The organism is Cupriavidus sp. CP313 (genome assembly GCF_054072015.1).
On record NZ_JBSVZB010000003.1, the window covers coordinates 309,799 to 330,613 of the forward strand.

Genomic DNA, 20,815 nt, shown 5'->3' on the forward strand with positions numbered 1-20,815 from the left:
ACGGCGCCGGCGGCATCACCAGGGCGTGATGCCCGCCATCCGTGCTCGTGGCCGGCCGCGCGGGCCGGGCCGGCGCACGGAAACCCGCGCCGTTCCTCTATAATGCGTCGTTTTAACCGGCCCCGACTGACACTGTGAATCCGCGCCTCGACCTGCTCCAGCCCTACCCGTTCGAGAAACTGCGGGTGCTCTTTGCGCAGGTAAAGCCTGCCGACAAGCCAGCCATCAGCTTTGGCATCGGTGAACCCAAGCATCCGACGCCTGAATTCATCAAGCAAGCGCTGGCAGAGTCGCTCGCGGGGCTGGCGAATTATCCCACAACGGCAGGTTCCGATGCACTACGGCAGTGCATTGCCAGCTGGCTGGAACGCCGCTACGGCCTGCCCAAGGTCAACGCCGCCACCGAAGTGCTGCCGGTGACCGGCTCGCGCGAGGCGCTGTTCGCCTTTGCCCAGACTGTGGTCGACGGCACCCGCCCGGGCGCGCTGGTGCTGTGCCCCAACCCGTTCTACCAGATCTACGAAGGCGCGGCGCTGCTGGCCGGCGCCACCCCGGTATTCGCCAACAGCGACCCGGCGCGCAACTTCGCCCCGGCCTTCGACCGCATCGCCGACGATGTCTGGCAGAAGGTGCAACTGCTGTTCGTGTGCACGCCCGGCAACCCGACCGGCGCGGTGCTGTCGCTGGAAGACTGGAAGCAGCTGTTTGCGCTGTCGGACCGCTACGGCTTTGTGATCGCCTCAGACGAGTGCTACTCCGAGATCTATTTCGACGAGGGCCGCGCCCCGCTGGGTGCGCTGGAAGCCGCGCACAAGCTGGGCCGAGGCTTTGACCGGCTGGTGATGTTCTCCAGCCTGTCCAAGCGCTCCAACGTGCCGGGACTGCGCTCAGGCTTCGTGGCCGGAGATGCCGCGCTGCTGAAGAAATTCCTGCTATACCGTACCTACCACGGCGGCGCCATGAACCCCGCGGTGCAGAGCGCCAGCATCGCCGCCTGGAACGATGAATCGCATGTGCGCGAAAACCGCGCCGCTTACGTGCGCAAGTTCAGCGAAGTCACGCCGATGCTGGCCGAGGTGCTGGACGTGGCGCTGCCCGATGCCGGCTTCTACCTGTGGGCCGATGTCTCGCGCACCGGCCTCACCGATACCGAATTCGCCGCGCGCCTGCTGGCCGAGCAGAATGTGACCGTGCTGCCCGGCAGCTACCTGGCGCGCGAAGCCGACGGCATCAACCCCGGCGCCAACCGCGTGCGCATGGCCCTGGTGGCCACGCCCGAGGAATGCCTGGAAGGTGCGCGCCGGATCGTTGAATTCTGCCGCGCGCTCGGCTGAGCACCAACCCATGACCGTGGCGCAGCCTGACCGCTGCGCCTTTATCCGATAACCACTGAAGAAACGCATATGACGCAAGCTCTGCAAGCCCTGATCGACCAGGCCTGGGAAGACCGCACCAGCCTGTCGCCCAAGTCCGCCCCCAACGACATCCGCGAGGCCGTCGCCAACGTCATCAGCCAGCTGGATTCCGGCGCGCTGCGCGTGGCCGAGAAGCAAGGCAAGGACTGGATCGTCAACCAGTGGGTCAAGAAGGCCGTGCTGCTGTCGTTCCGCCTGGAAGACAACGCGCCGATGAGCGCCGGCGGCTTTGCCCAGTTCTACGACAAGGTGCCGACTAAGTTCGCCAACTGGAGCGCCGACGACTTTGCCAAGGCCGGCTTCCGCGTGGTGCCGCCGGCCGTGGCCCGCCGCGGTTCGTTTATCGCGAAGAATGCCGTGCTGATGCCGTCGTACGTCAATATCGGCGCCTACGTCGATGAAGGCACCATGGTCGATACCTGGGCCACCGTCGGTTCGTGCGCGCAGATCGGCAAGAACGTCCACCTGTCGGGCGGCGTGGGCATCGGCGGCGTGCTGGAGCCGCTGCAGGCCAACCCGGTCATCATCGAAGACAACTGCTTCATCGGCGCGCGCTCGGAAGTGGTTGAAGGCGTGATCGTGGAAGAGAACTCGGTGATCTCGATGGGCGTGTACCTGGGCCAGTCGACCAAGATCTATGATCGCGAAACCGGCGAGATCCACTATGGCCGCGTGCCGGCGGGCTCGGTGGTGGTGGCGGGCAACCTGCCGTCCAAGGATGGCAAGTACAGCCTGTACTGCGCCGTGATCGTGAAGAAGGTCGACGCGCAGACCCGCGCCAAGACCAGCCTGAACGACCTGCTGCGCGGCGACTGAGCGCGCCTGGCGCAGCCCGCAACGGCTGCGCCGCCCCGCCCCGGGGCCCGGCCCCGGGGCAGTATTTCCGTTGTCACCCCGCCTGGCCAGGCTGAACATGCCTTCCCTCCGCAAGCGACTCATGGCCCTGGATCCCACCACCGTCAGTACCGTGCTCTCCCTGCTGCCCACCATTCTCGAGCAGGCCAACAAGACCATCGAGAAACTGAAGAAGAACAAGCGCAAGGATGGAACGCCGGAAGGCGCAGTGGCCGACACGCGCGATCCCGCGGCCCGCATTGCCGAGCTGGAAGCCGCTGCCGTGCAGCAGGCCGAAGCCGTCAAGCTGCTGGCCGAGCAACATGCCATCACCATCGATGCGCTGCGCAAGGAAGCCGCCCGGCTGGACCGCCGCCTGCGCCTGATGACCGCGGTGGCCATGGGCGGCGTGGCGCTGGGCCTGGGCGGCCTGGTGATCGCGCTGAACCTGCTGTTCCGCTGAATCCAATCCATCAAGACTAGCCATGACCGTCCTGCTCTACGGCATTCCCAACTGCGATACCGTCAAGAAAGCCCGCACCTGGCTGGATGCCAACGGCGTGGCATACAACTTCCACGACTTCAAGAAGCAAGGCGTGGATGAAGCCATGCTGCGCGGCTGGCTCAGGCACGTGCCGCTGGCGACGCTGCTCAACCGCAAGGGCACCACCTGGCGCGCGCTGTCGGACGCCGACAAGGCTCGCGCCGAGCAGGAAGCCGGTGCGATCGCGCTGATGCAGCAAAGCCCGTCGCTGATCAAGCGCCCGGTGCTGGCCCACGATGGCAAGGTGATGGTCGGTTTCTCCGCCGACCAGTACGCCGGCCAGTTCTGATTTCCATTTCCGTAGTCCGATGACCGCCACCCTCGCCCTCACCGAAGACCTGATCCGCCGCCGCTCCGTCACGCCCGCCGACGAAGGCTGCCAGGCCGTCCTGGAAACCCGCCTGAAGGCGCTCGGCTTTGACTGCGAAGCGCTCGTCAGCGGCCCCGATGATTTCCGCGTGACCAACCTGTGGGCGGTCAAGCGCGGCACGCAGGGCAAGGACGGCAAGCTGCTGGTCTTTGCCGGCCATACCGACGTGGTGCCGACCGGCCCGCTGGAGCAATGGCATTCGGACCCGTTTGCGCCGACGCACCGCGACGGCAAGCTGTACGGCCGCGGCGCCGCCGACATGAAGACCTCGATCGCCGGCTTCGTGGTGGCGGTGGAAGAGTTCGTCAAGGCGCACCCTGCGCATGCCGGCTCGATCGCCTTCCTGATCACCAGCGACGAGGAAGGCCCGGCGCACGACGGCACCATCAAGGTGGTCGAGGCCCTGTCTGCGCGCGGCGAGCGCCTGGACTACTGCGTGATCGGCGAGCCGACCTCGGTCGACACGCTCGGCGACATGGTCAAGAACGGCCGCCGCGGCTCGCTGTCGGGCAAGCTCACGGTCAACGGCATTCAGTGCCATATCGCCTACCCGCACCTGGGCCGCAACCCGATCCATGAAGCCGCGCCGGCGCTGGCCGAGCTGGCCGCCGAAGTCTGGGACCAGGGCAATGCGTACTTCCCGCCGACCAGCTGGCAGATGTCGAACATCCACGGCGGCACCGGCGCCACCAACGTGATCCCGGGCCACGTCACCATCGACTTCAACTTCCGCTTCTCGACCGCCAGCACGCCTGAAGGCCTGAAGGCGCGCGTGCATGCGATCCTGGACCGCCACCAGCTGGAATACGCGCTGGACTGGACCCTGGGCGGCGAGCCCTTCCTGACCCCGCGCGGCGAGCTGTCCGACGCACTGTCGTCGGCGATCGAGGCCGAGACCGGCGTCAAGACCGAGCTGTCGACCACCGGCGGCACTTCGGACGGGCGCTTTATCGCCAGGATCTGCCCGCAGGTGATCGAGTTCGGCCCGCCCAACGCCAGCATCCACAAGATCGACGAGCACGTTGAAGTGCGCTTCATCGAGCCGCTGAAGAACGTTTACCGCGGCGTGCTGGAACGTCTCGTCGCCTGATTTTTTTCGCCGAAAGACACCCATACATGGCAACGCCCTCTCCCCTGCGCACCGTGCGCGACCTGCTGCGTCTCGCAGTCTCGCGCTTTACCGCCGCGCGCCTGTCCTTCGGCCACGGCAGCGCCAATGCCTATGACGAAGCCGCCTACCTGGTGCTGCATACGCTGAACCTGCCGCTCGACACGCTCGATCCCTTCCTGGACGCACGCCTGCTGCCCGAGGAAGTCGATGCCGTGCTCAAGGTCATCGACCGCCGCGTCAATGAGCGCGTGCCGGCCGCCTACATCACGCACGAGGCCTTCATGCACGGCCTGCGCTTCTACGTCGATTCACGCGTGATCGTGCCGCGCAGCTTTATCGGCGAACTGCTGCAGGACGGGCTGGAGCCCTGGGTCGGCGAGACCGACAGCATCGGCCCGGTGCTGGAGCTGTGCACCGGTTCCGGCTGCCTGCCGATCGTGGCCGCGCACGTCTGGCCGAACGCGAAGATCGACACCGTCGACATCTCGCCCGACGCGCTCGCCGTGGCACGCCGCAACGTGGCCGACTACAAGATGGACGAGCGCATCCGGCTGTATGAAGGCGACCTGTACGCGCCGCTGCCGCATGGCGCCACCTACGACGTGATCCTGACCAATCCGCCCTACGTCAACGAAGGCTCGATGCAGGCGCTGCCGCCGGAATACCTGGCGGAGCCGCGCATCGCCCTGGCCGGCGGCGACGACGGCATGGACGTGGTGCGGCGGATCATCGCCGGCGCCAAGGCGCACCTGAATCCGGGCGGCGTGCTGGTGGTGGAGATCGGCAACGAGCACGCCAACGTGGAAGCCGCGTTCCCTGAACTGGAAATCGTCTGGCTGCCGGTCAGTGCGGGGGACGAGCAGGTGTTTTTGCTGACGTATGACGCGCTGCCGGGGTAATCCGTTGGCAGATTCATAGTTGGGATGTCGGTCTGCCAGTGCCTGCCCTCACCCCCTGCCCCTCTCCCGCAAGCGGGAGAGGGGAGCAAACCGGCGGCACGCCGACGTGGCTGGCTGAACTACTGATTCGCGTTGACCGATTGGGTGCTCCCTCTCCCGCTTGCGGGAGAGGGCTGGGGTGAGGGCCAGCGCATCAACGAAGTGCTGCGCAAACTGGGCGAACACCGGCCATCCCCCGGCCATGAATACCGCGCCCGCTCTACACTCGCTGCAGATACCCCCCAACCACAGCGCCTTCGCCCCGCAGCCAGTGCGGCGGCAAACCCTGAAGCCGTGACCCCCAGCAACACCCGCCTCCCCGCATCGCCCGACGCCCTGCCCGCCCATGCCCCGGCAGCGCACGCCGCGCGCGGTATCGCCCTGCTGACGTTCGCCTTTGCGCTCAGCCAGTTCTTCCGCTCCTGCCTGGCGGTGATGGCGCCCGAGCTGCAGCATGATTTCGGGCTGTCGCCGGCGGGCTTTGGCGCGCTGTCTTCGTCGTTCTTCCTGGCCTTTGCCGTGGCGCAGATCCCGGTGGGCATTGCCTTCGACCGCTACGGCGTGGGCCGGCCCACCGCGCTGCTACTGGCAGTGGGCGCCGTGTCGTCGATCCTGTTCGTGCTGGCGCCCAACGGCGCGGCGGCCACGCTGGCGCAGGTGGGGCTGGGGCTGGCGTGCGCGCCGGTCTTCATGGGCCTGCTGCATTTCGCCTCCGAGCAGCTGTCTGAGCGCGACTACACCCGCGTGGTCAGCCGCTCCAATGCCATGGGCATGATCGGCGCGCTGTGTGCCACGGCGCCGCTGGGCTGGGCCATCTCGCTGATCGGCTGGCGCCCGTCGATGGCGGTATCGGCCCTGGGCATGGTCGCGGCCTGCTATGGCGTGTGGCGCTTCGTGCGCGACCAGGGCCATGCCGAGGCCCGCAGCGCGTCGTGGCCGGCGATGCTGTCGGAAAGCCTGCAACTGCTGAAGCTGGCGCCGCTGTGGACGCTGATTCCGCTGTGCGTGGCGATGGCCGCCGGCACCGCCTTCCGCAATGCCTGGAGCGGCCCCTACCTGGCCGACGTGTTCGGGCTGGGCTCGGCGCCGCGCGGGGTGGCGCTGGCGCTGCTGAGCCTGGCCGGCTTCCTGACCGCCTTCCTGCTACCGGTGCTGGTCCGGCGCAACACGCTCAAGACCACCATCGCCGGCTGGTCGTGCTTTGCCATGTCGGGCTCGTTCCTGCTGGCGCTATGGCCGGACAGCGGCATCGGCTACGGCGTGGCGATGATGGCGCTGCTGTCGACCATCGGCATGCTGCACCCGCTGGTGATGGCGCAGGGCCGCGGACTGATCCCGCCGTCGCGGCGCGGGCGCGGGCTGGGCCTGCTCAACACCTTTGTGTTCCTGGGGTCGGCGCTGACGTCATGGGCCTACGGGCTGATCGCCAATGCCGGCCATGTGCGCGGCTGGCCGCTGCCCTCCACCTATGCGGCGATCTTCCTGTCCGCGGGCCTGCTGATTGCCGCCGCACTGGTGCCCTACTTCTTCAGCCAGCCGCATCCCACCAAACATTAGTCAGACTCAGGCCACGGAAAGCGCCCGCACCATGTCGGCGATAACGGTAAAGCGGATCACGCGCAGGCAGGCCAGTTCGCCGGCAAACCCGCCGGTGAGCGCCGGGCGCTCCCGCGCCATGGCCGCGTTCTGTTGCTCGGCCTGCTCATAGAGCGCATGCGCGGCCGGCCCGATGCCGCGCAGCATGGCGTCCAGCCGCCGCTCGGCGGTCACGCCGGTCAGGCCCAGCGCGCGCCCTGCCTCCAGCACCAGCGCGCGCGAGAAATCGCTGTAGAACTCCACCCCCAGCACCGGCCAGGCAAAGCGGTGCGCCTGCGGCCAGCCGGTCTTGTCATAGGTGCGAGTGGCGTAAGCCGCCTCGCTGAGCAGGTCGTAGAACGGCGCCAGCGCAATGCCGGCATCGGACACCAGGAAGCTCAGGTTCTTCAGGTGCGCGTCCGAATTGCCCACCAGGATGTTGAACACCAGCCAGTCGAACAGCCGTGCCCGCGCCACCGCTGGCGCGCGGCACAGCGTTGCCAGTTGCGCCAGCCGCTCGACGCTGCCCTGGTCGTACTTGAAGGTGCGCGGCAGGTTCAGCAGCTGGCAGGCATCGATCGCATGCAGCCGCTGCCACTGCCCTTGCTGCGTGAGGAGGCGATCGAAACGGTCGATCAGGTAGACCGGCGACGGCACGTAGCGCCGGTGCACCGGCGGCACATCCAGCTTCAGCCGCGCGGCCAGCGACATCACAAACCACTCGTTGATGACCGAATGCGGATAGATCTCCTGCATCTGGTGGGTCGGCTTCAGGATATGCGTGGACGGCGTATCCGCGCCGGGCTCGAACAGCGCGCCGTCCTGCAGCACCACCGCCAGCTTGTGCTGGGCGCCGGCCAGCGACATGCGCTTGACCGCGCCATGCGTAAGCGGCACGCTAGGCAGGCTGTGGATGCGGGCGTCGAGCGCGGCGTCGCTCAAGGGGCGCAGGGCCGGCGCGGTGGCCGGCTCGCGGCCGGGCGGCAGCAGCGTCAGCGAGCCCGCCGATTCCGCTCCATAGTGGGCCAGCAGGGCAAAGGCATCGGCCTCGTTGCGGATGCTGGCATCGCGTGCCAGCAGCGCACGCTGGCCGTCCTCGGGCAGCAGGTTGTCGAAGTACCACTGCACCGGCCGCAGCGTGCTGCCATCGTCCAGCGCGCCCGACTGCAGCGGCAGCGCCGGGCTCAGTGCGAAGGCGTGCAGGTTGCCAAGCCACGCCGCGTCATAGCGAAACGACCAGGCATCGCTGGCCTCATGCAGCTCGCCCACCGGCGCTCCGTTGATGCTGGCGACCAGTACGCGCTCAGCCATGCTGGTCGCCTCCCCTGGCGGTGGCACGCCGGTTGCGGCTGCGCGCCTGGCGCTGCCTGAGCTTGGCGAGTTCGGCCGCTACCAGCGGGGCCGCCGCCTCCGGCATGTCGACCACCACGCGCAGGCCAAGCCCTTCCAGCACCTGGAACAGCTTGCCCCACTGGATGCCTTCGGCCCCGTTCTCTACGCGCACCATGAAGTTCTCGCTGACGCCGATGGCGCCTGCGGCATCGTCCTGCCGCAGGCCTTGCGCCTTGCGGGCAGCGCGCACGAAGGCGCCGATATCGCCGGGTTCGGTGAGGGTCACTGACACAAAAATCTCCTTGATTGCAAAGACTTTAGTGTTTCCGAAGGGGAAAATCAAGAAATCTCCCTGATTGCAAAGATTCCAGGCTCTGAACTCGACCCATCGCCAAAATCTCCTCATTCGCAAAGATTATTGCTGTAGCCGGCCGCCGGACACAACCATTCGCGCCGGTGCCGCCGTACCGCTTCGCCTGCAAAAAGCCAGACTTATCGATTTAAGAATTCCGCTGGCGGGCTTACACCTTTACCGTTTGTGACACCAACATCCCAGCCCGACCTGGCGACAAGGGACAACGGCTGCGCCCGCGGCCGGCACAACGAGGAGACAACCTGATGGCATCCCTGATCGCATCCCTGCGCCCCGCCTGGGGCCGCCGCGCATGTTTGGCCGGCATGCTGGCCACGGCCACCGCAATCGCCTTGCCGTCCGGCGCCAGCGCCGAGACCTGGCCATCGCGCCCGATCCAGCTGCTGATCCCCTACCCGCCGGGCGGTAGCGCCGACCTGCTGGCGCGCCCGGTCGCCGCCAGGCTGCAGGAGCGCCTGGGCCAGCCCGTGGTGCTGGACTACCGTCCCGGCGCCGGCGGCACCATCGCGAGCCAGGCGCTGGCGCGGGCCAAGCCCGACGGCTACACCCTGATCATGGTGCTGGCCGCCCATGCCATCAATGCCAGCCTGTACCCGAAGCTGCCCTATGACACGCGCAAGGACTTCGCGCCGGTCTCGCTGGTAGCCAACCTGCCGATGATCCTGGCCGGGAGCCCTTCGCTGCAGGCCACCAACGTGAAGGAGCTGATTGCCGAGGCCAAGGCCGCGCCCGGCAAGCTGACCTTCGCCTCGGCCGGCAACGGCAATACCGGCCACCTGGCGGGCGAATTGTTCGATTCCGTCGCGGGCATCAAGATGACCCACGTTCCGTACAAGGGCAGCGCACAGGTGGTGACGGCAATGCTGTCGGGCGAGGTCCAGCTGACCTTCGACAGCATCTCCACCACCCTGCCGCACGTAAAGAGCGGCAAGCTGCGCGCACTGGCGGTAACCGGCAGCCAGCGCGCCGCGGTCGCGCCCGAGGTGCCGACGCTGGCCGAGGCCGGCGTGCCGGGCATCAGCATCACCGGCTGGTACGCGGTGCTGGCACCGGCCGGCACGCCGCAGCCCGTGATCGACCGGCTCAGCACCGAGATTGCCACGGTGCTGCGCCAGCCCGAACTGAAGGCCACGCTGGCCGCCAACGGCTATGAGCCGGTGGGCTCGACGCCCGCCGCGCTGCGCACCCATATCGACGCCGAGATCAACCGCTGGAGCAAGGTGGTGAAGGACTCCGGCGCACAGATCCAGTAAGTCTGCTTCGATCCATCATCGCTCTTCGGGTGCGCCGCGCTGGCACCCGCATCCCCTTGCCGAACATGACCCAACCGACCCCACTTCAACGCCCCTTCACCACCATGTCCGTGCTCGTGCGCGAGCACGCCACGCAGCGCCCCGCGCAGCGCGCCCTGATGCATGGCGAGCGCGTGCTCGACTATGCCGGTCTCGATGCCGCCATGGACCGCATCGCCGCGGCGCTGGCCCGCGACGGCGTGCGCCCCGGCGAGGCCATCGCCATCTGCGCGTCGTCCTCGATCGAATACGCCGCGGTGTACCTGGGCGCGGTGCGCGCCGGCGTGGTCGTGGCGCCGCTGGCGCCGTCATCCACGCCGGACAGCCTGGCCGGCATGGTTGCCGACGCGGGCGCGCGCATCCTGTTCGCGGATGCCAGCGTGGCCGACGTGCTGCAGCCCGTGCGCGACCAGCTGGCCGCCACGCCCATCGTCACGCTGGACGGCAGCGACGCAGGCCAGCCGTACCAGGCCTGGCTGGCACCCGCCGGCACGCCGGTGACCGAGCCCGGGATCCGCCCGGAGATGCCGCTCAACATCATCTATTCCTCCGGCACCACCGGCACCCCCAAGGGCATCGTGCAGTCGCACGGCATGCGCTGGGCCCATGTGTCGCGCGGCGCCGCCACCGGCTACGGCACGCATGCCATCACGCTGCTGTCGACGCCGCTGTATTCCAACACCACGCTGGCCAGTTTCTTCCCGACCATCGGCCTGGGCGGCACGGCGATCCTGATGAACAAGTTCGATGCGGGCCAGTACCTGGCGCTGGCGCAGCGCCATCGCGCCACGCACACCATGCTGGTGCCGGTGCAGTACCAGCGGCTGCTGGCGCATCCGGAGTTCGACCGCCATGACCTGTCGTCCTTCCAGCAGAAGTTCTGCACCAGCGCGCCGTTCAGCCCCGCCCTGAAGGCCGAAGTACTGCGGCGCTGGCCGGGCGCGCTGACCGAGCTGTACGGCATGACCGAAGGCGGCGGCGGCTGCCTGCTGTTCGCCGACCAGTCCCCCGACAAGCTGCATACCGTGGGGCGCCCCGCCACCGGTGCCGACGTGCGCATCATCGACGACGAGGGCCGCGAGCTGCCGCCCGGCAGCACCGGCGAAGTGGTCGGCCGCTCGGCGGCGATGATGAACGGCTACCACAACCAGCCCGACAAGACGGCCGAGACCGAATGGCACGACGCGCAGGGCCAGCGCTTTATCCGCACCGGCGATATCGGCCGCTTCGATGAAGACGGCTTCCTGGTGCTGCTGGACCGCAAGAAGGACATGATCATCTCCGGCGGCTTCAACATCTACCCGAGCGATCTCGAGGCGGTGGTGCGCGAACACCCGGCGGTGGCCGACGTGTCGGTGGTGGGCGTGCCGTCGGAGCGCTGGGGCGAGACCCCGGTGGCCTTCGTCGCGCTGCGCGCCGGCGGCGGCGCCACGGCGCAGGACGTGCTGGCCTGGGCCAACGAGCACCTGGGCAAGACCCAGCGGCTGGCCGCGATCCATGAGGTGGAGAGCCTGCCGCGCAGCGCCATCGGCAAGGTGCTCAAGCGCGAACTGCGCGACCGCATCACCGCCGCCTGACGCGCCGCGCACGGCACAAGCGCAAAAAGTTCGCGGGGGTGCTTGCGCAATCGAAAAGGCGTCTCTATAATTCGCGCCTTCGCTAGGCTCGTAGCTCAGCTGGTTAGAGCACCACCTTGACATGGTGGGGGTCGTTGGTTCGAGTCCAATCGAGCCTACCAACGCACAACGGAACACGGACGGTACGCATTGCGCACCGTCCGTTTTTCTTTTCCGGTGCCGGTTTCAGGTGCCGATGCCGAACTCCGCCAGCACCGCTTCGGTATGCTGGCCCAGCGCCGGCGCGTTCCCTGCCGGCCGTTCCGATCCTGCCATGCCTGGCAGGTTGGCCCACGGCACTTCGCCGATCCCTGCCAGCGGCAGTCGGCCGAACACGCCCGCCTGCGCGCATTGCGCGCTCTCCAGCAGGTCCCGCGCATGGCCCACGCGCGCGAACAGCACATCGTGCCCGGTCAGCAGCGCTTCCCAGTGCGCCAGCGGCTGTGCGGCAATGGCCTGCGCCACGCGCCGGCCCAGCTCCGCCGCGCGCGGCAAACGGCCGGCGCTGGTGTGCAGCGTCGTATCGGCCAGCCAGTCGTCGAAACCCAGCAGCGTTGCCAGCCGTACAAACATGGCGTCGTTGAGCATGCTGAGGTACAGCCGGCCATCGGCCGCATCGAACAGCCCGGTGGGCGCATTGGCCACGGCCAGCTCCGCATCGGGGAACATGGCGTCATCCACCATCAGGTAGGACTGCAGCGCGGCACTGGTCTCCAGCAGCGACAGCCGCACGTGCCGGCCGCGGCCATTGCGCGCGGCCTTGTACAGCGCTGCCGACGCATGCTGGGCCGCATAGAGCCCGGTGGTCAGGTCGACCATGTAGAAGGCGATGCGGCGCGGCTGGCCGGCGGTGTCGCGGTTCAGGTGCATCAGGCCGCTGAAGGCCTGCATGGTGGTGTCCACCGCCGGCATGTTCGCCATCGGGCCGGCATGGCCGTAGCCCGAGATCGAGACATAGACCAGCGCCGGGTTGCGCGCGGCTAGTGCCTCGTAGCCAACGCCCATGCGCTCGGCCACGCCGGGGCGGAAGTTCTGGATCACCACGTCAGCCTGCTGCGCCAGCCTGGCGATGGCGGCCCGGCCGCTGTCGCTGCGCGCGTCCAGCAGCACGCTCTCCTTGCCCGCGTTGCAGGCGACCGCAATCGCGGTCTGGCCGGCGCGGATGCGGCCCATCTGCCGCGACCAGTCGCCGCCCGGCGGCTCCACCTTGATCACGCGCGCGCCCTGCTGGCGCAGGATCAGGCCGCAGTACGGGCCGGCGATGCCCTGGCTCAGGTCGAGCACGGTCAGGCCGTCGAACATGGCATCGTCCGTTGCGGCTTGTGCATGGTGCATGTCGTTCTCTCCGTTCAGATATCCAGCATGACCTTGCCGATGGCGCGGCGCGACATCGTGGTGTCGACGGCGTTGAGCCAATCGCTCAGCGGGAAGTGCTGCAGCACGGGCGGCGCCAGCTTGCCGCTGGCTGCCGCCTGCATGATCTCGGCCACCATCGCCTGCACCGGCTGCGCAAAGCGCCGGCGCTCGTCGGTCAGGCCCCAGCCGATGTAGTAGCCGTAGTTGAAGCCGATCAGGGTCAGGTTCTTCACCAGCAGCAGGTTGGCCGGCACCTCCGGGATGCGCCCGCTGGCATAGCCGATTGACAGCAGCCGCGCGCCCGGCGCCGCGCAGCGCAGCGAGGCGTCGAAGAGATCGCCGCCGACCGGATCGAACACCACGTCGGCACCGCCCGCGGGGCACAGCGCCTTGACCGCTGCCGCCAGCGTGGCCGCGTCGGACGGCAGCGCATGCGCGGCGCCGTTGCGCAGCGCCGCCTCGCGCTTGGCCTCGGTGCTGGCGGTGGCGATCACGCGCGCGCCCATCAACCGGCCCACCTGCACCGCGGCCGTGCCCAGCGCGCCGCTGGCGCCATGGACCAGCATGGTTTCTCCCGGCTGCAGCGCGGCCCGCCAGGCCAGCGCGGCCCAGACCGTGCCATAGGTGATGGGCAGCGCGGCCGCCTGCGCCAGCTCCAGCCCGTCAGGCACCGGATAGACCGTGTCGGCCGTGGCCACCGCTTCCTCGGCAAGGCCGCCCCAGTCCAGCGCCGCGGCCACGCGCTGGCCCGGGTGCAGACCGGTGACATCAGGCGCCACCTCGATGATCTCGCCCGCGACCTCGGTGCCGGGGGTGAACGGCAGCGGCGGCTTGCGCTGGTACTTGCCGGACACAAACAGGCTCAGCGCAAAGCCCACGCCGGCATGCCGCACGCGGATGCGCACCTGGCCGGGTGCCAGCGGCTGGCGCGGGATGCGTTGCAGTGCCAGCTCGCTCCAGTGGCACCAGCGGGAGCAGACCAGCCCCAGGTAATCGGTCTCTTGCATCGGGACTCCTGTCATTCGAGCGTGATGCCGACATCGCTGATGATGCGGCTCCATTTGTCCCGGTCGTTCTTCATCACCGTGGCGAAGGCTTCCGATGTGCTGCCGATCGGCACCAGGTTCAGGTCCTGCATCTTCTTCGCGATCTCCGGCAGGCGCACGATGCGCGCGACCTCGCGCGACAAGGCATCCACCCGTGCCTTGGGCACGCCGGCGGGGAACAGCAGGCCCATCCATGCGTCGGGCTCGAAGCCTTTGTAGCCGGCCTCCCGGAAGGTCGGCACCTTGGGCAGCAGCGCCGAGCGCTCCGCGCCGGCAATCGCCACCGGCACCAGCTTGCCGCCCTGCAGCAGCGGCATGGCCGTGCCCACGGCAATAAAGCCCAGCTTTACATGGCCGGCCGCCAGGTCGGTGGCCAGCGGCGCGCCGCCCTTGTAGGCGACGTGCTCCATCTGCAGCCCGGCATCGCGCTTGAGCAACTCACCCAGGATATGGCCGGTCGTGCCCGCGCCATACGACCCATACGGATACTTGCCGGGATTGGCCTTGAGCAGCGCCACCACCTCCGGCAGCGTGCGCGCCGGGAAATCCGGCGACACCGCCAGGATGGTGGACGAGATCGCCACCTCGCTGACCGGCGTGAAGTCCGCGATCGGGTCATAGCCGATACCCCGGTACAGCGACGGGTTCTGCACGTGCGCGGTGAAGGTCAACAGCGCGGTGTAACCGTCCTTTGCCGCGCGGGCGACGTACTTGGTACCCGTGGTGGTGCCCGCGCCCGGCTTGTTGTCGACGATGACTGGCTGCCCCCAGCTCCTGGTCAGCTCCTGCCCGATCAGCCGCGCCACGGCATCGTTCACATTGCCCGCCACCGACGGCACCACGATGGTCAGCGGGCGCGACGGATAGGGCTCGGCAGAGGCGGGATCGGCGGCGCAGACTGCCGCCGGGATGGCCGCCAGCAGCATGGCGGCCGCGGCTGCGCGCAGCCGTGCGGAACGGTGTTGCATCGGTGTGTCTCCTGTCCTGGCTCCCTTCTGTGGCGCCCGCGGGAGTGCGGTGCGCGAGGGATGCCAACGCAGTCTAGGCCAGCACCCCGCCCGGCGTGATTCCCGCGCGGCGCGGGCCAAGTCCTGCCAGGCATGGCGCAGCGCCGCATTGCCCTACCCCGGGAAATCCCTCATGGCCCAGCCCCCGCCCCGGTCACTATTATTTGTTGAAACTTTCAACTATCGAATTTTTCATCTATTCATGCCACGCGCTCTCCGGCTCAAGTCCGACTACATCAACATCCTGCTCGACATGGCCGCCGAGCGCACGCGCGAGCGCGGCTCGCGCGTGTACGAAGAGAAATTCGGGGTCTCGTTGCGGGACATCCGCTTGCTGCGGATGATCGGATCGGCGCCCGGCATCACCATGGGCCAGCTGGTGCAGCAGTCTGCGATCGAGAAGACGCTGGCGTCCAAGCTGGTCGGCGCGCTGGTCAAGCGCGACCTGGTGCAGCGCGAGATCAGCACGGAAGACGCGCGCCAGGTGTGCCTGTTCCTGACCGAGGCCGGCGTCGACCTGGTGCGGCGCGCCGAGCCGCTCGGCATCGAGCTGGAAGCGGGTTTCCTGCACTGCCTGACGCCGGCCGAGATCGACGCGCTGCGCGCCACGCTGATCAAGCTGATCGAAGCCGAGGCGGCCTCGCGCGAGTCCTTCGAGCGGTATCTCCAGAAGCTGCGCGAGCGCGGCACTGCCACGCCCTGACCGGCGCCCTTTGTCACCCCACCCTGCCCCCGAGAGATGATGATCATGATGTCTGCAATCCCGCTTCGCCGTGCCGGTGCCGTCGCGTTGTGCGCCCTGGCATGCATGTCCGCCGGCAGCGCCATCGCCGAGACCGTGCTGCGCACCGTGCCGTCGTCCGACCTGAAGATCCTGGACCCGGTCTGGACCACCGCGAACATCACGCGCAACCATGGCCTCATGATCTACGACACCCTGTTCGGCATGGACGAGAAGGGCGTGATCCGGCCGCAGATGGTGGACAAGACCACCACCAGCGCCGACCACAAGACCTGGACCTTCACGCTGCGGCCAGGGCTTAAGTTCCATGACGGCACCCCGGTCACCGCGCAGGACGTGATCGCCTCGCTGGCGCGCTGGGGCAAGCGCGACGTGCTGGGCCAGCGCATGTATGACGCCATGGCCAGCATCACCGCCGAGGGCCCGGCCACGGTGCGCATGACTTTCCGCCAGCCCTTCGGCGCGGTGCTGGATGCGCTGGGCAAGCCCAGCCCGCTGGTGCCGTTCATCATGCCGAAACGGGTCGCCGAAACGCCTGCCGACAAGCAGATCGACGACCTGACCGGCTCCGGCCCCTTCACGCTGAAGAAAGAGGACTTCCGGCCTGGCGACCGCGTGGTCTACCGCCGCAATCCCGACTATGTGCCGCGCAAGGATGCGCCGTCCGGCCTGGCAGGCGGCAAGACCGTGCATGTCGACCGCGTCGAATGGGTCTTCCTGCGCGATCCGCAAACCCAGGTCAATGCGCTGCTCAACGCAGAGGTGGATATCGTCGAGACCGTGCCCGCATCGCACTACCCACAACTGCGCACCGACAAGCGGGTGCAGATGCTCGACATCATGCCTGCGGGCCCCTTCACCGTGATCTTCAACCACAAGGTGCCGCCGTTCAACGACGCCAGGGTACGCAAGGCGGCGATGCTGGCGATCAACCAGGAAGCCATGCTGCGCGCGCAGGCCACCTATCGCGATTTCTACAAGCCATGCGCCTCGATCTACCTGTGCGGCTCGCCCTATGCCAGCGACCAGACCGGCTTCTTCACCGGCAAGCCGCAGTTCGAGCAGGCGCGCACGCTGCTCAAGGAGTCCGGCTATGACGGCAAGCCAGTGGTGATCATGCTGCCGGGCGATGCCCCCGCGCTGAGCCGCCTGCCGGTGGTCTACGGCCAGCTGCTCAAGCAGGTGGGCTTCAATGTCGACGTGCAGGCCACCGACTGGAGCACCCTGATCACGCGCCGCACCAAGAAGGAACCGCCCGAGAAAGGCGGCTGGAATGCCTACATCACCTTCTGGGGCGGCGTCGACGCCAGCAGCCCCATCACCTACAGCCCACTGACCGGCAACGGCGACCGCGGCTACTTCGGCTGGCCGGAAGACGCCGAGCTGGAAACCCTCAAGACCCGCTTCATCGAAACCGCGGACGCCGCGCAGCGCAAGGACATTGCCACCAAGATCCAGCTGCGCGCCATCGAAAGCGGCATTCTGGCGCCCGTCGGCGAAGGCAAGGCGCCCACCGTGGTGCGCAGCGGCGCCATCAGCGGCCTGCTGCCGGCACCGGCAGTGCTGTACTGGAACGTGCGCAAGCAATAGCCCACCGCAGCGCCCGCGGTCCCGCCCTCGCGCGGGATCGCCACCAGCGGTCCCGGCTGCCGTGTCGCCAGCCTGCGGACCTCCCTTTCCCCCAACGAGGTAGTGCCATGATGAATTTCCTGGTCCGCCGCAGCCTGGCCACCGTGCCAGTGCTGGCGGTGGTGGCTGTCATCGTCTTCCTGCTGCTGCGGCTCACGCCCGGCGACCCGGCCGCGGCCATTGCCGGCGATGCCGCCAGCGTGGAAGACATCGCCCGCATCCGCACCCAGCTCGGGCTGGATGAAGCGCTGCCGCGCCAGTTCATCGGCTGGCTCGGCCATGTGCTGGGAGGCGACCTGGGCTATTCCTTCTTCTACAAGATGCCGGTGACCACGCTGATCGCACAGCGGCTGGAGCCTACGCTCTCGGTGGCGGCGCTGACCATCTTGCTGACCGTGCTGACGGCGGTGCCGCTGGGCACGCTGGCGGCCTACCGGCGCGGCCGCTGGCTCGACCGCCTGGTGATGGGCGGCTCCGTGCTGGGCTTCTCGGTGCCGATCTTCGTGGCCGGCTACCTGATGATCTGGGTGTTCTCGCTGCACCTGGGCTGGCTGCCGTCGCAGGGCTACAGCCGCCTGGCCGACGGAATCTGGCCGTGGCTGCGCAACCTGGCCCTGCCCTGCGTCACGCTGTCGGTGATGTCGTGCGCGCTGGTGGCGCGCGTGACCCGCGCCGCCGTGTCCGAAGCGCTGACCGAGGACTTCGTGCAGACCGCGCGCGCCAAGGGCATTTCAGAGTGGCGCATGCTGACGCGCCATGCGCTGGCCAATGCCGCGGTGCCGATCGCCACCGTGATCGGGCTGAGCGTGGCCGGCCTGATCGGCGGCGTGGTCGTGACCGAGAGCATCTACGCCATTCCCGGTGTCGGCCAGCTGACAGTGGATGCCGTGCTCTCGCGCGACTACCCGCTAATCCAGGGCATCACGCTGTTCTTCTCGGTCTCGTACGTGGTCATCAACCTGCTGGTGGACGCGAGCTATCTGCTGCTCGATCCCCGCATTCGCTACTGAGCTCGCCTACGGAAACCCGGCCCCATGACCTCACTCACCACCACCATCGAATCCGCCCCGCCCGGCACCGGCGCCCGTCCCTCGCGGCTGCGCGCGGTGCTGGCCAACGGTGCCGTGCGCGCCGGCGGCGCCATCCTCGGCCTGATGCTGTTCCTTGCCGTGGCCGCGCCCTGGCTCTACACCATCGATCCCAACACCATGGACCCCGCCAGCAGCCAGCTGGCGCCCTTTACGCGCGCCGAGATCGTGACGCTGGCCGGCGATGCCTTCGAACGCCTGTTCCCGCTGGGCACCGACAGCCTGGGCCGCGACATCTGGAGCCGCACGCTGTACGGCGCGCGGGTCTCGCTGGCGGTCGGGGTGTCGGTGGCGCTGGCCTCGGTGCTGCTGGGGCTGGTGGTCGGGCTGGTATCCGGCTATGTGCGCTGGCTGGACGGCTTCATCATGCGCGTGATGGACGGCATGATGGCCATTCCCGGCATCCTCTTCGCCATCGTGCTGGTGGCGGCCTGGCGGCCCAGCCTGCTGACGGTGATCGTGGCCATGACGGTGCCCGACACGCCGCGCGTGGCGCGCCTGGTCAGGTCGGTGGTGCTGTCGGTGCGTGAAGAGCCTTATGTCGAGGCCGCCATCGCGCTCGATACGCCGACCTGGAAACTGATGCTGCGCCACATCCTGCCGAACACCATCGCGCCGCTGCTGGTGCAGGGCACCTTTATCTGCGCCGGCGCAATGCTGGTGGAAGCGGTGATGTCGTTCCTCGGCATCGGCCTGCCCACCGACATCCCCACCTGGGGAAACATCATGGCCGAGGGGCGCGCCCATTTCACCTCGCATCCGCACAGCGTGCTGCTGCCCGGCGCCTTCCTGGCGATAACGGTGCTGGCCGTCAACATGCTCGGCGATGGCCTGCGCGACACCCTCGACCCCAAGTTCAGCAAGCGGAGCGCCTGATGATGCCAAAGAACACGACCGCAGCCGCGGACTCGGCCACGCCCTGCCTGCGCGTGCGCGACCTGCGCATCGACCTGCCGCCCGGCGCCGACCGGCCGCATGCGGTCCAGGGGGTTTCCTTCGACGTCATGCCCGGCGAAGTGGTCTGCCTGCTGGGCGAATCGGGCTCAGGCAAGTCCGTGGTCGCGCGCGCGGTGATGGGCTTGCTGCCCGAAAGCTTGAATGTCTCCGGTGGCAGCATTGCGCTGGCCGGCGAAGACCTGCTGGCGGCCTCTGCCGCGCGCCGGCGCGAACTGCGCGGCACCGGCGTGGCCATGGTGTTCCAGGAACCCATGACCGCGCTGAACCCGGTCATGCGCTGCGGCCGGCAAGTCGAGGAAATGCTGGCGCAGCACACCAGCCTGGGCGTCGCGCAGCGGCGCGAGCGCGTGCTGTCGATCTTTGCGCGCGTGCGGCTGCCGGATCCCGAGCGGATCTATGACGCCTATCCGCACCAGCTGTCCGGCGGGCAGCGCCAGCGCATCGTCATCGCCATGGCGCTGATCCTGCGCCCGGCCCTGCTGGTCTGTGATGAGCCCACCACCGCGCTGGACGTGACCACGCAGGCCGAGATCCTGGCACTGGTACGCGAACTGCAGCACGAGAACCAGACCGCCGTGCTGTTCATCACGCACGACTTCGGCGTGGTCGCCGACATTGCCGACCAGGTGGTGGTGCTGCAGCTTGGCCGCCAGGTGGAAAGCGGGCCGAAAGACCGGGTCTTGCGCCAGCCCGAGGCGGACTACACCCGCATGCTGCTCAATGCCGTGCCGGGACTGGAGCCCGCGCAGCGCCCGTCGGTGGCGCAGCGGCCGTTGCTGCTCGATGCCAGCGGCATCGGCAAGACCTATGTCTCGGGCGCCTGGCCGGGCCGGCGCCGCGTGGTCGAGGCGGCCAGCGATGTGTCATTGCAGGTGCGTGCGGGCGAGACCGTCGGCATCGTGGGCGAGTCCGGCTCGGGCAAGTCCACGGTGGCGCGCTGCATCGCGCGGCTGATCGAACCGTCCGCGGGCAATATCCAGGTCCTGCCCGAAGCGGCGCAGCAGCTGCCGCGCCGCGCGCAGCTGTCCGCGTTCCGGCGCATGGTGCAGGTGGTCTTCCAGGACCCCAACCGCTCGCTCAATCCGCGCCGCACCGTGGGCCAGTCCATCGTCGAAGGCGCGGTCAATTTCGGCGCGACGCCCGCGCAGGCATGGCAACGCGCCGAGTCGCTGATGGAGCTGGTGCGGCTGCGGCCCGACGCGCTGCACCGCTACCCCAGCGAGTTCTCCGGTGGCCAGCGCCAGCGCATCTGCATCGCCCGCGCGCTGGCGTGCGAGCCGCGCGTGCTGATCGCCGATGAAGCGGTGTCGGCACTGGACGTCTCGGTGCAGGCGCAGATCCTGAAGCTGCTGGCCGATATCCAGCAGCGGCTTGCCATCGGCATCCTCTTCATCACCCACGACCTGCGCGTGGCCAGCCAGGTGTGCGACCGCCTGATCGTCATGCACAAGGGCCGCGTGGTCGAGCACGGCGCCACGCGCGACGTCGTGCTGTCGCCGCGCCAGGACTACACCCGCGCGCTGCTGGCCGCCGCGCCGGGACGCCATTACCCGTTCGGTGTGCAGTAACGCCGGCCATGCAGATTCCCAA

19 protein-coding genes and 1 tRNA gene are annotated in these 20,815 nt (G+C 68.4%); 15 read left to right on the plus strand and 5 right to left on the minus strand.

Features of this window, described 5'->3' with window-relative positions:
* The first annotated feature begins 134 nt into the window (after positions 1-134).
* The 7 genes from dapC to ACW4E8_RS05885 all read left to right on the plus strand — a co-directional run bounded on the left by dapC (position 135) and on the right by ACW4E8_RS05885 (position 6,769).
* Positions 135-1,334, plus strand: coding sequence for a succinyldiaminopimelate transaminase (gene dapC, locus ACW4E8_RS05855; RefSeq protein WP_114130963.1), 1,200 nt, complete (start codon positions 135-137; stop codon positions 1,332-1,334).
* A 69-nt stretch (positions 1,335-1,403) separates the two neighbouring features.
* Positions 1,404-2,231 (plus strand): 2,3,4,5-tetrahydropyridine-2,6-dicarboxylate N-succinyltransferase, encoded by an 828-nt coding sequence (dapD, locus tag ACW4E8_RS05860; RefSeq protein WP_013956972.1) that lies wholly within the window; start codon positions 1,404-1,406, stop codon positions 2,229-2,231.
* A 97-nt stretch (positions 2,232-2,328) separates the two neighbouring features.
* A complete protein-coding gene (locus ACW4E8_RS05865) occupies positions 2,329-2,712 on the plus strand; it encodes a hypothetical protein (protein ID WP_011615476.1) in 384 nt (127 codons plus the stop codon).
* A gap of 22 nt (positions 2,713-2,734) precedes the next feature.
* Positions 2,735-3,082 (plus strand): ArsC family reductase, encoded by a 348-nt coding sequence (locus tag ACW4E8_RS05870; protein ID WP_456803651.1) that lies wholly within the window; start codon positions 2,735-2,737, stop codon positions 3,080-3,082.
* A 19-nt stretch (positions 3,083-3,101) separates the two neighbouring features.
* Complete coding sequence (gene dapE / locus ACW4E8_RS05875) at positions 3,102-4,253, plus strand: succinyl-diaminopimelate desuccinylase (RefSeq protein ID WP_456803652.1); 1,152 nt, start codon at positions 3,102-3,104, stop codon at positions 4,251-4,253.
* A gap of 26 nt (positions 4,254-4,279) precedes the next feature.
* Positions 4,280-5,173: a 50S ribosomal protein L3 N(5)-glutamine methyltransferase gene (gene prmB / locus ACW4E8_RS05880; RefSeq protein ID WP_456803653.1), complete on the plus strand. Its 894-nt coding sequence runs from the start codon at positions 4,280-4,282 to the stop codon at positions 5,171-5,173.
* Between the two features lie 333 nt (positions 5,174-5,506).
* Positions 5,507-6,769, plus strand: coding sequence for an MFS transporter (locus tag ACW4E8_RS05885; RefSeq protein WP_456803654.1), 1,263 nt, complete (start codon positions 5,507-5,509; stop codon positions 6,767-6,769).
* Between the two features lie 6 nt (positions 6,770-6,775).
* Here ACW4E8_RS05885 and ACW4E8_RS05890 read toward each other — a convergent pair whose 3' ends face one another.
* Together ACW4E8_RS05890 and ACW4E8_RS05895 are read right to left on the minus strand one after the other, a co-directional pair.
* Positions 6,776-8,098 (minus strand): HipA domain-containing protein, encoded by a 1,323-nt coding sequence (locus ACW4E8_RS05890; RefSeq protein WP_456803655.1) that lies wholly within the window; start codon positions 8,096-8,098, stop codon positions 6,776-6,778.
* Positions 8,091-8,411, minus strand: a complete 321-nt coding sequence (locus ACW4E8_RS05895) for a helix-turn-helix domain-containing protein (RefSeq protein WP_456803656.1) — start codon at positions 8,409-8,411, stop codon at positions 8,091-8,093. Before ACW4E8_RS05895 ends, ACW4E8_RS05890 begins: the two co-directional genes overlap by 8 nt.
* 326 nt (positions 8,412-8,737) lie before the next feature.
* Here ACW4E8_RS05895 and ACW4E8_RS05900 point away from each other — a divergent pair, with 326 nt between their 5' ends.
* From ACW4E8_RS05900 to ACW4E8_RS05910, 3 genes are all read left to right on the plus strand, one after another.
* On the plus strand, positions 8,738-9,745 hold the full coding sequence (locus ACW4E8_RS05900) for a Bug family tripartite tricarboxylate transporter substrate binding protein (protein WP_456803657.1): 1,008 nt from the start codon (positions 8,738-8,740) through the stop codon (positions 9,743-9,745).
* A gap of 65 nt (positions 9,746-9,810) precedes the next feature.
* Entirely contained in the window at positions 9,811-11,361 is a 1,551-nt protein-coding gene (locus ACW4E8_RS05905; RefSeq protein ID WP_456803658.1) for a class I adenylate-forming enzyme family protein, read from the plus strand.
* Positions 11,362-11,445: 84 nt separating this feature from the next.
* Positions 11,446-11,522 (plus strand) — tRNA-Val (locus ACW4E8_RS05910).
* Between the two features lie 64 nt (positions 11,523-11,586).
* Here ACW4E8_RS05910 and ACW4E8_RS05915 read toward each other — a convergent pair.
* From ACW4E8_RS05915 to ACW4E8_RS05925, 3 genes are read right to left on the minus strand one after another with little or no spacing between them, the layout of a single operon-like run.
* The gene (locus ACW4E8_RS05915; protein ID WP_456803659.1) at positions 11,587-12,735 is read right to left on the minus strand and encodes a CaiB/BaiF CoA transferase family protein; all 1,149 of its coding nucleotides are present in this window, start codon (positions 12,733-12,735) and stop codon (positions 11,587-11,589) included.
* 14 nt (positions 12,736-12,749) lie between these two features.
* A complete protein-coding gene (locus ACW4E8_RS05920) occupies positions 12,750-13,763 on the minus strand; it encodes an NADPH:quinone oxidoreductase family protein (RefSeq protein WP_456803660.1) in 1,014 nt (337 codons plus the stop codon).
* An 11-nt stretch (positions 13,764-13,774) separates the two neighbouring features.
* Complete coding sequence (locus tag ACW4E8_RS05925) at positions 13,775-14,770, minus strand: Bug family tripartite tricarboxylate transporter substrate binding protein (RefSeq protein ID WP_456803661.1); 996 nt, start codon at positions 14,768-14,770, stop codon at positions 13,775-13,777.
* A 241-nt stretch (positions 14,771-15,011) separates the two neighbouring features.
* On the opposite strand from ACW4E8_RS05925, the gene ACW4E8_RS05930 reads away from it, so the two are divergent.
* The 5 genes from ACW4E8_RS05930 (at position 15,012) to ACW4E8_RS05950 (ending at position 20,793) form a co-directional block, all read left to right on the plus strand.
* A complete protein-coding gene (locus ACW4E8_RS05930) occupies positions 15,012-15,512 on the plus strand; it encodes a MarR family winged helix-turn-helix transcriptional regulator (RefSeq protein WP_456803662.1) in 501 nt (166 codons plus the stop codon).
* Positions 15,513-15,557: 45 nt separating this feature from the next.
* Entirely contained in the window at positions 15,558-17,141 is a 1,584-nt protein-coding gene (locus ACW4E8_RS05935) for an ABC transporter substrate-binding protein (protein ID WP_456803663.1), read from the plus strand.
* A 107-nt stretch (positions 17,142-17,248) separates the two neighbouring features.
* The gene (locus tag ACW4E8_RS05940; protein ID WP_456803664.1) at positions 17,249-18,190 is read left to right on the plus strand and encodes an ABC transporter permease; all 942 of its coding nucleotides are present in this window, start codon (positions 17,249-17,251) and stop codon (positions 18,188-18,190) included.
* 24 nt (positions 18,191-18,214) lie between these two features.
* Positions 18,215-19,144, plus strand: a complete 930-nt coding sequence (locus ACW4E8_RS05945) for an ABC transporter permease (protein ID WP_456803665.1) — start codon at positions 18,215-18,217, stop codon at positions 19,142-19,144.
* Positions 19,144-20,793, plus strand: a complete 1,650-nt coding sequence (locus ACW4E8_RS05950) for a dipeptide ABC transporter ATP-binding protein (protein WP_456803666.1) — start codon at positions 19,144-19,146, stop codon at positions 20,791-20,793. The genes ACW4E8_RS05945 and ACW4E8_RS05950 overlap by 1 nt, the downstream gene beginning before the upstream one ends.
* Positions 20,794-20,815 lie beyond the last annotated feature (22 nt).

Excerpts from the sequence above, each read along its gene's own strand:
- ACW4E8_RS05935 (WP_456803663.1), top strand. The coding sequence starts at position 15,558 with ATGATGTCTGCAATCCCGCTTCGCCGTGCCGGTGCCGTCGCGTTGTGC.
- ACW4E8_RS05890 (WP_456803655.1), bottom strand. The coding sequence starts at position 8,098 with ATGGCTGAGCGCGTACTGGTCGCCAGCATCAACGGAGCGCCGGTGGGC.
- prmB (WP_456803653.1), top strand. The coding sequence starts at position 4,280 with ATGGCAACGCCCTCTCCCCTGCGCACCGTGCGCGACCTGCTGCGTCTC.
- ACW4E8_RS05925 (WP_456803661.1), bottom strand. The coding sequence starts at position 14,770 with ATGCAACACCGTTCCGCACGGCTGCGCGCAGCCGCGGCCGCCATGCTG.
- ACW4E8_RS05870 (WP_456803651.1), top strand. The coding sequence starts at position 2,735 with ATGACCGTCCTGCTCTACGGCATTCCCAACTGCGATACCGTCAAGAAA.
- dapD (WP_013956972.1), top strand. The coding sequence starts at position 1,404 with ATGACGCAAGCTCTGCAAGCCCTGATCGACCAGGCCTGGGAAGACCGC.
- ACW4E8_RS05920 (WP_456803660.1), bottom strand. The coding sequence starts at position 13,763 with ATGCAAGAGACCGATTACCTGGGGCTGGTCTGCTCCCGCTGGTGCCAC.
- ACW4E8_RS05865 (WP_011615476.1), top strand. The coding sequence starts at position 2,329 with ATGCCTTCCCTCCGCAAGCGACTCATGGCCCTGGATCCCACCACCGTC.
- ACW4E8_RS05905 (WP_456803658.1), top strand. The coding sequence starts at position 9,811 with ATGACCCAACCGACCCCACTTCAACGCCCCTTCACCACCATGTCCGTG.
- ACW4E8_RS05930 (WP_456803662.1), top strand. The coding sequence starts at position 15,012 with ATGCCACGCGCTCTCCGGCTCAAGTCCGACTACATCAACATCCTGCTC.
- ACW4E8_RS05945 (WP_456803665.1), top strand. The coding sequence starts at position 18,215 with ATGACCTCACTCACCACCACCATCGAATCCGCCCCGCCCGGCACCGGC.
- ACW4E8_RS05900 (WP_456803657.1), top strand. The coding sequence starts at position 8,738 with ATGGCATCCCTGATCGCATCCCTGCGCCCCGCCTGGGGCCGCCGCGCA.
- ACW4E8_RS05940 (WP_456803664.1), top strand. The coding sequence starts at position 17,249 with ATGATGAATTTCCTGGTCCGCCGCAGCCTGGCCACCGTGCCAGTGCTG.
- ACW4E8_RS05950 (WP_456803666.1), top strand. The coding sequence starts at position 19,144 with ATGATGCCAAAGAACACGACCGCAGCCGCGGACTCGGCCACGCCCTGC.
- ACW4E8_RS05915 (WP_456803659.1), bottom strand. The coding sequence starts at position 12,735 with ATGCACCATGCACAAGCCGCAACGGACGATGCCATGTTCGACGGCCTG.
- dapE (WP_456803652.1), top strand. The coding sequence starts at position 3,102 with ATGACCGCCACCCTCGCCCTCACCGAAGACCTGATCCGCCGCCGCTCC.